11 protein-coding genes are annotated in these 14,404 nt (G+C 37.2%); 3 read left to right on the top strand and 8 right to left on the bottom strand.

Going from position 1 to position 14,404, the window contains the following annotated elements; genetic code table 11:
- The first annotated feature begins 114 nt into the window (after window positions 1-114).
- Window positions 115-1,485 carry a deoxyribodipyrimidine photo-lyase gene (locus tag NTHER_RS10875; RefSeq protein WP_012448560.1) on the top strand — a complete coding sequence of 457 codons (1,371 nt, stop codon included), beginning with the start codon at window positions 115-117 and terminating at the stop codon, window positions 1,483-1,485.
- Here the strand turns inward: NTHER_RS10875 and NTHER_RS10880 are convergent.
- Window positions 1,472-2,491 (bottom strand): YbgA family protein, encoded by a 1,020-nt coding sequence (locus NTHER_RS10880; protein ID WP_012448561.1) that lies wholly within the window; start codon window positions 2,489-2,491, stop codon window positions 1,472-1,474. The two genes, NTHER_RS10875 and NTHER_RS10880, sit on opposite strands and share 14 nt — an antisense overlap.
- Window positions 2,492-2,685: 194 nt before the next feature.
- On the opposite strand from NTHER_RS10880, the gene NTHER_RS10885 reads away from it, so the two are divergent.
- The gene (locus tag NTHER_RS10885; RefSeq protein WP_012448562.1) at window positions 2,686-4,560 is read left to right on the top strand and encodes a MutS family DNA mismatch repair protein; all 1,875 of its coding nucleotides are present in this window, start codon (window positions 2,686-2,688) and stop codon (window positions 4,558-4,560) included.
- Between the two features lie 45 nt (window positions 4,561-4,605).
- On the opposite strand, the gene NTHER_RS10890 is transcribed toward NTHER_RS10885, so the two are convergent.
- Entirely contained in the window at window positions 4,606-5,322 is a 717-nt protein-coding gene (locus tag NTHER_RS10890; RefSeq protein ID WP_012448563.1) for a LytR/AlgR family response regulator transcription factor, read from the bottom strand.
- Window positions 5,323-5,812: 490 nt separating this feature from the next.
- On the opposite strand from NTHER_RS10890, the gene NTHER_RS10895 reads away from it, so the two are divergent.
- The gene (locus NTHER_RS10895) at window positions 5,813-6,925 is read left to right on the top strand and encodes a S8 family peptidase (RefSeq protein WP_012448564.1); all 1,113 of its coding nucleotides are present in this window, start codon (window positions 5,813-5,815) and stop codon (window positions 6,923-6,925) included.
- Window positions 6,926-7,152: 227 nt separating this feature from the next.
- Here the strand turns inward: NTHER_RS10895 and NTHER_RS10900 are convergent, their stop codons facing one another.
- The 6 genes from NTHER_RS10900 to NTHER_RS10925 form a co-directional block, all read right to left on the bottom strand.
- On the bottom strand, window positions 7,153-8,316 hold the full coding sequence (locus tag NTHER_RS10900) for an amidohydrolase family protein (protein ID WP_012448565.1): 1,164 nt from the start codon (window positions 8,314-8,316) through the stop codon (window positions 7,153-7,155).
- Between the two features lie 159 nt (window positions 8,317-8,475).
- Complete coding sequence (locus NTHER_RS10905; RefSeq protein WP_012448566.1) at window positions 8,476-9,060, bottom strand: amino acid synthesis family protein; 585 nt, start codon at window positions 9,058-9,060, stop codon at window positions 8,476-8,478.
- A 383-nt stretch (window positions 9,061-9,443) separates the two neighbouring features.
- The gene (locus tag NTHER_RS10910; protein ID WP_012446723.1) at window positions 9,444-10,727 is read right to left on the bottom strand and encodes an IS110 family RNA-guided transposase; all 1,284 of its coding nucleotides are present in this window, start codon (window positions 10,725-10,727) and stop codon (window positions 9,444-9,446) included.
- Window positions 10,728-10,848: 121 nt separating this feature from the next.
- Complete coding sequence (locus tag NTHER_RS10915; protein WP_012448567.1) at window positions 10,849-11,694, bottom strand: UPF0280 family protein; 846 nt, start codon at window positions 11,692-11,694, stop codon at window positions 10,849-10,851.
- 3 nt (window positions 11,695-11,697) lie between these two features.
- Entirely contained in the window at window positions 11,698-13,224 is a 1,527-nt protein-coding gene (locus tag NTHER_RS10920) for a 4Fe-4S binding protein (RefSeq protein ID WP_012448568.1), read from the bottom strand.
- 138 nt (window positions 13,225-13,362) lie between these two features.
- Window positions 13,363-14,403 carry a PTS sugar transporter subunit IIC gene (locus NTHER_RS10925; protein WP_012448569.1) on the bottom strand — a complete coding sequence of 347 codons (1,041 nt, stop codon included), beginning with the start codon at window positions 14,401-14,403 and terminating at the stop codon, window positions 13,363-13,365.
- Window position 14,404 lies beyond the last annotated feature (1 nt).

The following is a 14,404-nucleotide window of genomic DNA, read 5'->3' on the forward strand; positions in this document are numbered from 1 at the left end:
TTGAGAAATTTCGACAATTATCAACGAGGGTTTGTTAAACTTTTGCTAGAACATATAACATATATACAAAATGCCAAAACTAGTAAATTTTTATTAATTTAAGGAGTGAGCTTAATGATTCATAAAGAAAGAATAGAAATCCTCCAAGAAGTACAAACACCAGCTCAAGAAGGAAAATACGTACTCTACTGGATGCAAAAAGCACAACGAACTCATTACAATCATGCACTTGAATATGCTATCGAACAGGCCAACAAGCTCAACTTACCCCTGATCGTTTATTTTGGCTTGTACGAACAATTTCCTTATGCTAGTTCAAGACATTTTCAGTTCATGCTTCAAGGATTACAGGATGTCGCCGAAAACTTGGCGAAAAGAAATATCAAAATGATTATAAAGAGAACTTTTCCTCCTTATGGGGCAATTGAATTAGCAAAAGATGCTTCTATGATTGTAGTTGACAAGGGGTATCTTAAATTTGAAAAGGACTGGAAAGAAATACTCTCACATCAGTTAAGCTGTCCTATTCACCAAATTGAAACCGACGCCGTTATACCGGTGAATACAGCCTCTTCGAAAGAAGAGTATGCTGCCTATACATTGCGAAAAAAGCTCTTAAAAATGCTTGACATTTTCCTCACTCCTTTGATTTCAAGGAATCCAAATTTTAATTCCTTTGAGATAACAAATCTAGAACAATATAATGATATAGATATTTATACTAAAAGTGCTTCCGAAATTCTAGAGGAATTAGACATCCATCGAGAAGTACAACCCGTAACAGATATTAAAGGAGGAGAAAATCAAGCTCTAGAACAATTATCCGGGTTTTTGAACCAAGGAAAAGGTTTGGAGCTCTATATTCAAAAAAAGAATGACCCTAGTGTTCAGGCCACTTCAAAATTAAGCCCTTATTTACATTTTGGCCAAATTTCACCTTTATTTATCGCACTAGAAGTACTTAAATTTACCCAAGATTATAATCATGAATTTCTAGAACAATTAATAGTCAGAAGAGAGTTGAGCCTTAACCTGATTGAGAAAAATATTAATTATCTTACTTTATCACCACTGCCTCAGTGGTCTATAAAAACTCTAAATGAACACCGCAATGACCCGCGAAATAACTTTTATACCTTAGAAGAAATAGAAGCCGCTAACACACATGATAAATACTTTAATGCAGCCCAAAAAGAACTTATGTCCAGGGGAACAATTCATAATTATATCCGTATGTACTGGGGGAAAAAGATCATAGAGTGGTCCCAAACGCCAGAAGAAGCTCATAATACCCTCTGTCACTTGAATGACAAATATGCCCTAGACGGTCGTGATCCCAATGGTTACGCCAATATATTATGGTGTTTTGGCAAACACGACCGACCATTCCAAGAGAGGCAAATTTTTGGGAAAGTAAGGTATATGGGAGTTAATGCATTAAAGAGAAATGGCAAACCTGACCAATATGTGGCTACTTGGGTCTAGAAGACTTGCCAGAGTCCTCCAAACTAATCAATTCTTCTGGAAAAGGGGCAAAAAAATACTGACTCAAGAGATAGCTTTGCTCGTATTTAATAGCCCAAGATCTAAATATATTTATTGGGACAGATAATGGCAGTTGATTTTCACGATATTTTTCAATAGTATCGAGCAGAAATGATTTTTCATCACTACTAGCTTCATCCTTGAAAAAGCCCATTATATGCATGAGTACATTGACTTTACGACCTGGAGTATTTTCTCCCTGAAACATCTTATAGAGTAGAGTTTCATATTCTGAAAATAGTTCCTTAGTAGAATAGTTATCTTGATTTGCCAAAAGACGACCTAACTCATTTTTAACACTTTCGTTATAAGACATAAATAAAAATTTATGGTCAGCATGAAATTTAATTAATTCTTTGACTAATTCACTGGATTTAATCTCTGCAAATCTTGCCAGGCTAAAGATTTTAGTTAAGAAGTTCTCTCTTATGATACGATTTTTCAACCGGCCTTCATCTTCAACAGGAAGGTTGGGCCATTGTTCTAATAAACATTCACTAAATAGTCCAGCCCCTCTTTTAGAGGTGATGTTACTGGTTTTCTCAGCATAAATTTTGGCATCTTTCAAAGCACATGATGGAGATCTAGTTTTAAGAATTGCTCCTTGTAAGTTATCTACAGTAGAGAGATAATCATAAGCGAAGTCTTTCATCTCCTGGGTCAAATCTGAACCCGTGTCTTGTTGATACAAGCCATGACCCTCTCGTGATTCATATAGTCTCAATGTCTTACGGGGTGTTCCTAAACCCAGTTCTTCCTCAGGGCATACCGGTACGAACTTAACAAAGCCCTGTAATTGATCAATCAAATTCTCTCGGAACATGCTTCCATCAAATCTGCAAGGGGCAAATCCTAAACATCTACTGATAAGCACACGCGGAGTCACTTTCTTGTGAGACTCCAGTTGCTGTTTTTTTGTTGAACTGTTCTTATTATCTTGACTCAATTTATAAGCCCCCTTTATTACTTGAATTTAGGTTTATTTAAAACAATAACTACTAGTAATTATTTCTAGTTATATTAAAAAAAACCTTTAATAGCTGGTATTTTTTTGGACAAACTAGTAGAATTAAGGGAAGGAAAAGAAAAAGCATACTATTTAGATTAATTTTTAGATTATCTAACAGAAAGGAAGGTCTTATGTCAGCTAATTACAGCAGTGTCAATAACAGATCCGAAGCCAATAGTATTAAAAGTAGATACAAAGCACGTAAAGAACAATTCGCAAGTGAATCAAAAGCACTTTCTAACAAAATGAATCTAATATCTAATTTAAGGTTACTAACCGTTGTTTTAGGTATTGGGTTAACTGGCTATTTGTTTTATATTGGGAATTATGTAGTCAGTTTTTTCTCTCTAATCATTTTTACAACAATTTTCATATTTCTGGTCATCAGATATCGTGTATTAACAAATAAGCGAAATTATGCCTGGGCCCTTGCCGATATTAATGAGCGTTCTCTTATCAGATTAAAGGGGAGTTGGAATAGTTTTGAGGATACTGGTAATGAATTTTTAGACCATGATCATCCCTATGCAGAAGATCTAGATATCTTCGGACAAAATTCCCTTTTCCAGTGGATAAATACCACTACTACCTTTTCGGGAAGGCATAAATTAAAGACCATGTTAACACAACCATGTAATAAGATAGAAGAGATACAAGCAAGGCAAAGGTCCATTCAGGAATTAGCCGAGAAACTCCATTGGCGTCAACATTTAGAAGCTTTAGGGAAACAACCCGAATACGAACACCGCAATAACAAAGAACTCCAAGTTGATCCCCTTAATTTAATATCATGGGCAAAAACACAAAACCCCTTTTATTTAAAAACTTGGCTTAAGGTGATCGTGAATCTACTACCCTTAATAACTCTAAGTTTTATAATCGCAGCAATTATGACTGGAGTCACTTATATTTTTCCTATAATTATGATTGCACTACACATATTGATCCTTACTTATGATTACTCTAATCGCATTAGCGAGTTCAGCTTGATCTCAGGCTTTAATGAAAAATTGTCGGCTTACAAAGATATTTTAACAGCCATAGAAACAGAACAATTTCATGGAAGTATGTTAACAAAACTACAGGATACAATATTAAATTCCAAAACGGGGACAAATGCTTCGGATCGTCTAAAGCTCCTTGACGAGATAATGGAATTCATTTCGCATCGCTCAGGCCAGTTTTATATTATATTTAATATCTTATTTCTATTGGATTATCGATGGCAAATTTCTTTAGAACATTGGAAACATCAATCAGGAGATGAGCTTGAACAATGGTTTGATATTTTGGGAGATTTTGAAGCCCTGAGTAGTTTAGCGATAATTCCATGTGATCATCCTGATTGGGCTCAACCTGAGATCACAGCAGAACCTGGTCTATTTCAGGCCGAACAAATAGGCCACCCTTTATTAACAGAACATCGAGTTTGCAACGATATTGATATGGGTTCAAGTACAAATAGTTTACTAATTACGGGTTCCAATATGTCTGGTAAAAGTACTTTACTCAGAACAGCTGGAATCAATCTGGTACTAGCATATTTGGGTGCTCCCGTTTGTGCAAATACTATGCAGGCGTCATTAATGAAAATTTATACATGTATGAGAGTTAGCGATAATTTAGAAAAGAATTTATCTTCTTTTTATGCCGAACTACTTAGAATTAAACATATAGTTAAAAGTGCTGAACAGATACCAGTTTTTTATTTATTAGACGAGATTTTTAAAGGGACTAATTCTCGTGACCGACATACTGGTGCTAGAGCTGTAATTAAAAAATTACAATCAGAAGGTGCCCTGGGCCTTGTTTCAACACACGATCTAGAATTAGGTGCCCTGGAGAGTCAAAACACAAGTATAAAAAATTACCATTTCAGAGAGTACTATCAAAATGGTGAAATTTACTTTGATTATATTTTGAGACCTGGGTTGGCTCCTACTACTAATGCTATTTATCTAATGAAAATGGCAGGCATCGATCCAGATGAAGAAGATTTGGGTTAAATATGATACCATAAAAAAACCGGGGAGCCCCGGTTTTTTTATGGTCTAAGTCTCTGACAAGCTTTTCTTTAATAGATCTAATCTGTAACGGCTTACCAAAGCTGTTTTGTCAAAGTTTTCAAAATAAGCCTCGTAAAATTTTTGTGAAATTGCTGTAATTTTTCTAATTTTGTGTTTGTTTACGATATAAGAACGGTGAGACCTGACAAAATTGATATCTAACATTTCTTCAAGTTCATTTAATGTCTTTGATACTTGATAAACTTCGTCGTCTTCTAAGTATATACTTACTTTTTTCTGCTCTTTTATTTTTTCCAAAAATAGAATTTTATGCATTGGAATCTGTAATACTTCACCTGGTTCATCCAAAATTAATTTTTTGTAACTTAAATTAGCTTTAATCCTTTCCACTATATTGTTAACTGATTCTAATAAATTTTCTTCTCCTACTGGTTTAACAAAATAGTCATATGGATGGACTTCAAAGGATTTTAAAGCGTATTGAGAATAAGCAGTTACAAATATAAATTCCATTTCCGGGTTTATTTGTTGGGCAGTCCGAGAGGCTTCCAGGCCATTAATGTATTGTTCAGGCAGTTCTATGTCTATTAAACCTATTTGAGGTAATTCTGACCCTACAATTTCTAGTGCCTCGTTAACATCTCCGGTAGCATAGACCTCATCAATATTTTTATTTCTTTGAACTAATTCCTTTAAATATTTTCTTGTAAAATTTTCGTCCTCTAAGATTAACAGTTTCACACCTTTCACTCTCCTTAGGTGTTATAGAAATCCCCCGTATTTCCCCTCTAAAACTATTTAATAAAATGTAATAAAAATTTCTATCTTATAAGTCTATCATCCTAGCAGTAATTCTAAATAGTTCAATTCTTACCTTGAAAGTCCTTTATTTGATTGTGATTGTCCATTTATTTTTCATGATTTGAATTAAAGACTCTTTTATACTCCGTTGTTGATAGTTGAACTCTTCGATTGAACGGATTAACTTCCACTCAAGTTTGTATTCCTTCTATCGAGGTAATTTTCAGACTATTCACAAATTTATGCAGGTTTTTGCCAGGTATCTTTCTAATAAGACAAACACAAAATCATAAATAAATTCTTTTTTTAGAAAGGAGGGATTACAAAATATTTTAAAACCAGTCCCCAAGTAAGTGTAGATAATTGTTAGGTGAGTGTAGTTAAATTGTTTAAGTGTAGCTTTGAAAAATTTTTAAGGAGGTCATTTACTATGTTTAAAGTTGTCTGTATTTTGTTTGCGTTTTTAGTGATTCAAGGTGGTGCCTTCGCTCAGCCTGAAAGTGAGCACGATTTCAAAGAAGTTATCATTGGGTTTGAAGACAGACCAGGTCAAGCTGAATTAGAAATAATCGACGAAGCGAAAGGTGAAATTGATCAGGAATTTGAGATAATCAATGCAGTTTCCGCAAAGATTCCTGAACCAGCTGTTCAAGGTATGGAAAATGCAGAAGGAATTGATTATGTTGAGCCCGATTACGAAGCCCAAACATTACAAACTATTCCTTGGGGTATAGAACAGATTAACGCTGATCAAGCTTGGGATGAAGCAACAGGTACTGGTATTGATGTAGCTATATTAGATACAGGAATTGACTACGGACACCAAGACCTGGAAGTTGTAGATGGTGTTAACACAGTTGACGGCGGTGATTACATGGACTATAACGGACACGGTACCCATGTTGCAGGAACTGTAGCAGCATTAGATAATAATTCTGGTGTTGTAGGTGTAGCCCCTGATGCAAATCTATTTGCCGGAAAGGTCCTTGACGATGATGGTAGCGGTACTACTAGTGACATTGTAGCAGGTATCGAATGGGCAATTAACAATGATATGGATATAATTAACATGAGTCTGGGAATGTCTCAATATAGCACTGCTTTAGAAGATGTCTGTGATGAAGCTTATTATCAAGAAGATATACTTGTAGTAGCTGCCGCAGGAAATGATGGTGAAGGCTGGTGGTGGGATCCTGACACCATCAATTATCCTGCTAATTACGATTCTGTTATTGCAGTTGGAGCTACAGACCAAAACAATGATAGAGCTAACTTTTCCAGTGTAGGAGACAATCTAGAAATAATGGCTCCTGGAGTTGATGTATTAAGTACTGTACCTGGTAATGATTATGATGAATATGATGGAACATCAATGGCATCTCCTCATATTGCCGGAGTAGCGGCATTATTGATGGATCAGGGAGTATATACTTCTCCAGCAGAAGTACGAGATCGCATGAATGACACAGCTGATGAACTGGGAGATCCATTTTACTACGGAAACGGCATTGTCAACACCACTGAAGCATTAGATATTCACTAAATCTGGATAAACTATCTAATACGTCAAGCTAATTATAACCTGCCGGGATATCCCGGCAGGTCCTTAAAAACAACAAAATTAAAAATATACAAGAATTTAATTTGCGATCATCCTTACTTTCACCTAGTAATTTTCCTGAATAGTCCTTTTTAGCACCTGAATAGACCTATATAGAACTTTGATGTAAAGTACAAAGGGAGCCAAGAAGGCTCCCTTTTTTTATCTGACTATTGAACTTCAGCCATTCTAACGGCTGGTGGAGTGTTTCTACTCTTGGTAAACATCACTTCACCATCAACTATCACCATTGATACACCTGGTAGATCTCCTTCTTGGAATGCAGTCAAACTATCTTCACCCACCGATCCCATAGGAGCATCCATAATTACAAAGTCTGCCTCTCTGCCTTTTTCAATTAAACCAACATTTAAATCATAAACTTTGGATGTATTTCCTGTAGCCATGCAAATGGCCTTTTCTGGAGGAATACCAGCAACAGATGATAAAAATGAAATCACTCTTATTATACTGAGAACTATTACTCCCGTTCCTGAAGGAGCATCATTACCAATTATAAATCTATCAAGACAATCCTTTTCCATGGCATACTCTGCTGCTTGCTTCATTATTTTGGGATTGCCATTATGAACAAGTTCTAAAGTTATGTCGGAATTATCGATAAGTTTTTTTACGTCATCAAAGGGAATAGAAGTCGGCCCGCCATTTAAATGAGATACCACCGTAGGTTTTGCATTGATGACATCTTCATACCCTACATTACTACTACCGGGAATAGAAGTCCCGCCAGTATGCATCATCACCTTCATACCGTAGTTTTTAGCCATTTCAATCATGGGTGCAGCTTCTTCTGGATCCTTTACTGTGCCAAGACCTACTTCTCCTACTAGCCAAACGCCTTCACGAGTCACTTCTTTAAAATCTTCTTCAGTTAATCCTTTTTCTAAAATTAAAGCTCCACCGTGAACTTTTACACCACCGGGCCTTAAATTGTTAAAGCTTTTATGAACTAACTTAGCCAAGGATTTAGCACCTTCTTTGTCCCCTTTAGGCCTACCTGGAGTATGTGGTTCACCTGCGGAAATCATTGTTGAAACACCGCCGTGAAGTGAACTTTCAATAAAACCCATGGTTTTTTGCCTAGGAGTAAAATCTCCCAAAACAGGATGAGCATGAGAATCGATCAAACCAGGAGCTACTGTAGTACCCTTGGCATCAACAACTTTATCCAAGTCGTAGTTATTCAATAACTCTGTTCCACCTATTTCTTTTATCTTTCCGTTAACTACAATAATTGTATCATGTTCCGACACAGGATTATTAAGATCACCTGTAATTAACTTGCCAATGTTTTTGATAGCTAAAGTTGACATGTATATACCTCCTCTTACTGTTTTACTATCACTGTTTTAAAACCTGATCAACAGAAACTTCTAAGAGTCATTATAAAAGCTGTATGCTTAAAAAGCGGGTTCATAACCCGCCTTTTAAGTTTTGTGGTTTCACACTTTAATAAACCTCTTAATTTTTAACTATCTCAAACCATCTTTTCCTTCAATTTCATCCTTTTGTAAACCGCCAATTCTAGGATGAGGTCTTCCACAATTGCTAACTGCTACTATCAATACTATTTCGTCATCTCTTGGGGCATCAGGCACACGGCATTCAATAGCATCATAATGTGATCTCACATAAGCAGCATCTTTGTGATGTAGGGGTACATCTATAGCACAGCCTGGATATCCCATTTTCTTTGCAGAGGGAATTATAGATTTTCCTCCACCAATTTCATTTCTGAAGGGTTTGCCCAGTTTCGGGTGCAAACATGCAGCTGCATGCTCTAGCTCTCCACCGCCTCCTACAATGGCTGCTTTACCATAGTTCTCTACTTCATCGTATTTGATACCAGCAGCACGTAGCGCTTTCTGTGTCAAAGTAACAGCCAATTCTTCGCTCCATTCAGCCAATTGAGTCAAGTCTTCTTTAAATTCACCTACATACGGGTTTTTAAGCACTGCAGCTGCAGCAACTTTCTTATTAACTTCATCGGTTTCCTTAGTGCCGTCTTTGTTAATTTCTTCTGTTACTACATAAAATTTTCTAACTTCCATATCCATGATAAAACCTCCCTCTATAAATTAATTATTTCTTCAATATACTCACTCATTCTCAAGATTTCACTACCATCCATTTTAAGGACTAGGAAGAAAATTTCATATAATGAAATTTTTGTAAAACAGGAGTGCCTTTAAATAAGGGTTGTTCCTGGCAAAATATGGTGGCACATTTAATGGATCTCCACTTGTTCCTTGGTGGTTTTACCTCCCATATCTCACTGGGTCCATTATGGCCCTTATAAATTCCTTCGTTCTACCTAGCCAAGGGTGGAGGCCAGTTTTGCTCCTTAGCAGGGTCAATGCCCGAATGGATTATTATGACTGGCTTCTCCGTGCTCCTTTTGTGGATGTAGTATAAATTCTTAAGACTCCAATTTGGCTGCTTATGCAGCATCCTGCAATAAATTTAATGAACTGTTCTTTAACATCATCCTGCCATTATAAGGTGTCTTTTTGGTACCTAGGGCAAACAAAACTCTGATCAATCTACACGCTAATGCTACAAGCGATTGTTTCTTTTTTAAGGGATTTTCTGGCCTTGTGGTATAATAATCGTGTAATAACTTAAATTCAGGATTCTTGGCTACTAATGGAATCACGCAGCGATATAAGAGTCCTCTCAAACGAGGTCGACCTCGTTTGGTTATCTTGGTTTCACCTTTGTGCTTACCTGAACTGTTCTCTTTTAGATTTAAGCCTGCCAGCTTCTTAATTTGATTTGGATGTTGATAATTAGAAAGATCACCCACTTCAGCCAAAAATCCTGCCACTGTTACCATCCCTACTCCAGGAATACTCATCATTTCTTCTGCTCCTGGAATTTCTTTTAAAATATTTTCTATCTGAACAAGTACTTGTTCTAACTCTTCTATTAAAGCGTCATACTGCGACAATAGGGTTTTCAATTCTTGTCTTGCCATTATTTCGCCTTCTGTTATACCAGTACTATTCTTGGCTGCTTCTTTCAGCTTTCTTGCTCTTTTTTTACCTACTGCTCGATTCACTTCTCGTTTCCAGCAACTTACTATCTCTTCTTCACTATGACCTAATATTTCTTTTGGTAAAGGGAAATTTTTTAGGGTTAATAGTGCTGCTTTTCCATCCCAGTTCTTAAACACTGTGCTGAATTCTGGGAAGTAACGATCTAACCAATTGTCTATCCTACCTTTTACACGCCTTAAGTCATCTGTTAGCCGATCTCGCAAATTCATCCCATTCCGTAGTTCTGCATATATTCCTGTAGGGATATTGGGTACTGAGTAACGGCCATCTTTTACTAACTGTGCTATCACTTTTGCATCTTTAATATCATTTTTAGTTGGTGAGTTGTCGTCTAGTTCTTTGCTCTTTTTTACGTGATTTGGATTTACTAAAATAGTTTGGATACCTGTTTGCTTTAAAAATTGAGCTAGAGTCAGCCAGTATTGGCCAGTAGGTTCCATACCTACTAAGACTTCTTCTTTTGCTTGTTCTTGTTTGATTACCTCTAGCCAACTTAAAAACTTCTTAAAACCTTTCCTGGTGTTTTCAAAGGTGATTGGTTTCGAAAACTCCACACCCCGAAAATCCTGAGCTCTTGCTACGTGTTCTGCTTTTGCAATGTCTACTCCGATAATCAAACTTGACTCTTTTACTTGATTAATTCTCTCATTTTGGGTATACTTCATGGTAAGTACCTCCTCTGCTTAAATTAAGGGTCGTCATTTCTAGGTGTAGCGACACCTCGTATATTAGCAGGAGGTACTTTTTTTATCAATCTTCATTTTAATTCATTACAGGAATGCTCCTTTATGTTAATTTAGCTAGATTTTCGGGAAACATGGTAATTTCATTTTTTACTGATAGTACTGCCCCTTGGATTAGTTTGTCAGCAACTAAATTTTCTGCTTGGTTTAGACCATTCAGTAGAGCTCTGTAAACTTTTTTCTTATCTAATTCTCCCACTTCTATGGTAACTAGTTCTTCGGGAATATCCGTTCCTGAATCTAGTTCTTTTGCTTTACAGCGTGAAATATTTTCATCTTCAACATTGGTTTCATTAGCTATATATGTTGCACATACATCAGCGGTAGGGGGAGAAGAACTGACCACTACCACAGCATCAGCAATTCCTTTGGTAAAACTTCTCCCCCCAAGACCACTGGTGCATATCCCGAAGATGCCTTTATTAGCATTAACAGGAATGAGTATCTTATTATCATCACAGTCAGACAAAGGAAGTCCTACATTAACCACTTCGTCAAATTTACTCATTAGGGCAATATCTCCACCGTTATTGACAATAGCCTTATGGGCTCCTTTTTCCATGGCTAGCTCTACAGCAAGTTCGGAAAAAGAACCGGCCACTGCAGATAAAGGTGTCATTTCCTTGAGGCCAGTACTTCGGACAGCAGTTATCATTTTTTTTGCCACAATGGAAAAACTTTTGTCATCACTCAACTTTTTTAAATCTTGGATATCAGTGGTTTTTAGTATTTCGTAATCATTCTGTAAAGCTAGAAACTCCTGTTTAATTTCTTCAGCTACTTCTCTAGCTATATCATTAGCTTTACTGTTTTTATGACTGATATCCAAAATCATTTGAATAGGACCGTAGTTTAAAAAAACACGGTCATCTTCCATGAACTCAATCATCACTTAAGCCTCGCTTTCGTCCAGCTCCTTTAGCAATTCCTTTTTTGTTTTGATATGGTGTGTGTGACCTCCGAGTTTTTCGAAAGTGTCTCGAGTCATCGTATATTCTACAGGTGCTACGGTAGCTGGAGTAGGTACCCAGGTTATTGGGTCCGAAGCCATTTTAGAAGCATCTGCCATGAAGTTTATACCGCCACCAGGAAGAACAAAGGTAGGTGCTCCTCCAATAGTTAAAGTGACTTCACCATTGTGAATAGCTTCTGTTAACTTCTTAGGGATCGTAGTCACTCCACCTCTCGCACTACCGCCAGTACCACCAGTGTATATTATAGAAACATTTGATTTTTCACAGGTATCCTCAATAGCTTTTACAGCTTGAGCAACTTCGTTAGTCATGGGTATATCCTCTACTGTGCCCTGGGCAGTAACTTCCAACAATGCAGCGGTTTGTCCGGTTGTTTCAGTTACCAAAACTTTCATACCAGGTCTTGCATAGTTCATATCTAATTCTGCTACAGCCTCTTTAGGTTCATGTATATCGGTTCCACCTATACCATCACCATGCTCACCAAAGTATCTTCCATTAGTGCTTTTTCGTCCACGAGGAATGACTCCGCTGTACTTTAATCCAAGTTCTCTCCCTGCAGCATGCTCTGTTAACAAACCGATAACATGAGCATCTAAAATTATCGCTTCATCAACCACATCTCCTAAAGTTTTCCCAAACAAGCCAATAGTTGCGCTTCCACAGCCTACTCTCATAAGAGTATCTGTCTTGCCATCGATTACAGGTATCTCTCCTTGTTGTATTTCCAAGGTACTTCCATTTTCCACTTTTAGTTTAACCTGTTTTCCATTAGTTAAATCAACAACGGTTTTAGCTACCAAAAATCCATCATTACTTCCGCTTAACAGATTAACTCCACCTATAGTTAACATTTTCGAACCGTACTCTTCTGTTGTGACCATGCCTACTACTTTACCATCACGTTTAACTTTTGCTCCTTCTTCTCCAATATACATATTAGTATCTATTTTTACCTTAGCTCCACTGTAACTAAGAGGAGCTTCTGTTACAGAGGTAACTACATCACAGCCATCAATTTTTTCTTGAATAATAAAAGGTGCTGGTTTAAAGCAAGGATAAGTACTGCCACTTCCCACAGCCGTAATTAATGGCTTAAATTTGCCTTTTGCAGTACCACCTTCATTATTGTCACTATCCGGGTCAATAACTAAATTTCGATTTCTAACTAAATTACCATCCCGATTTTCATATCTTCCACAAGCACCTATTTTAGTTGGAGGAATACTACATCCGATTGGACAGGAAGTACAAACTAATACTCCTTCTCTCTCATCAGCCACCTTAGTCATGGCATCAAAGGGACATACTCGCACACAGGCATTACAACCAACACAATTCTCATTAATAACGGCTAATTTATTTTCAATTGTTACGGCATTTGTTGGACAGGTCTTTTCACATACTTTACAGCCTTTACATTTCACTTCATCTACTCTAATCATTTAGTGTCCTCCTTTACTGATTTATCTAAGCAGGGATGTCCATGGGAAGAAGATTTTAAACAAATCTTCCTCCCGAATCCCTGTTCTTAAAAATTGCATTTTATTAGTTCATTGTACTTGCCTAGGAAGTTTTTTAGTTTATTCAGGAAGCTTTAGGTCGCCATCCTGAATGTGTCCTTTTTTCCTCATGAATTGTGAAATGGCATAAGCTAAAACAGCTGGTGCAACAAAGTGGAATACTAGTATTTGAATGTACATAGCGGCTCCACCCATACCTGCTCCTTCCATAGCTGCAATAGCTCCAAATTGTCCTACTAAACCTGAGGTACCCATACCTGCTCCCATAGCTAAGTTATACATGGGGAACACTGCTGTTACCATAGGTCCCAATATCGCTGCCGTTAATGTTGGAGGTATTAATAATTTCGGTTTACTAACTACATTAGGAATTTGAAGCATTGAAGTTCCTAGACCTTGCGCAATCAGTCCTCCAACACCATTTTCCTTATAACTTGCTACTGCAAAGCCAATCATTTGTGAAGCACATCCCACAGCAGCCGCTCCAGCTGCCAGTCCTTCCAAGTCCAGCATTATGGTCAAGGCTACACTACTAATTGGGAAAGTCAAAGTCAATCCAATAACTACTGCTACAATAATACCCATGGGAACAGGCTGCATTTCAGTTGCTTCCATGATGATTACTCCAAGACCTCTCATCAAAGCATCTACTCCAGGTCCAACTAAACTACCGGCTAATACACCCACTAGTATAGTTACAGCAGGAGTAACAACAATATCTACTTTAGTTTCTTTAGAGACAATTTTTCCAAACTCGGCTCCTAATACAGCTGCTATTAGTGCACCTGCCGGACCACCAAGATCAGCACCAGCGTAACCTGTTATGGTCGAGGCAAAGACTACTAATGGGGGAGCCTTTAATCCAAAGGCGACTGCAGCACCAATGGCAGGTCCGGTCATTTCATTAGCTATAGGCCAAACAGTTTCTGATAAAAAAGTTATTCCTAACTGAACACCAATTTCATTAAGGATTACACCGATGATTAGGGATGCGAATAGACCTTGTGCCATGAAACCTAAAACTTCAATTCCGTAACGTCTAAGCGAAATCTCAATATTTTTCCGCTGTAAAAAACTTTGTTGTTGAGTTTCTTCAGTCAAA

The organism is Natranaerobius thermophilus JW/NM-WN-LF, from assembly GCF_000020005.1.
Taxonomy (GTDB): domain Bacteria; phylum Bacillota; class Natranaerobiia; order Natranaerobiales; family Natranaerobiaceae; genus Natranaerobius; species Natranaerobius thermophilus.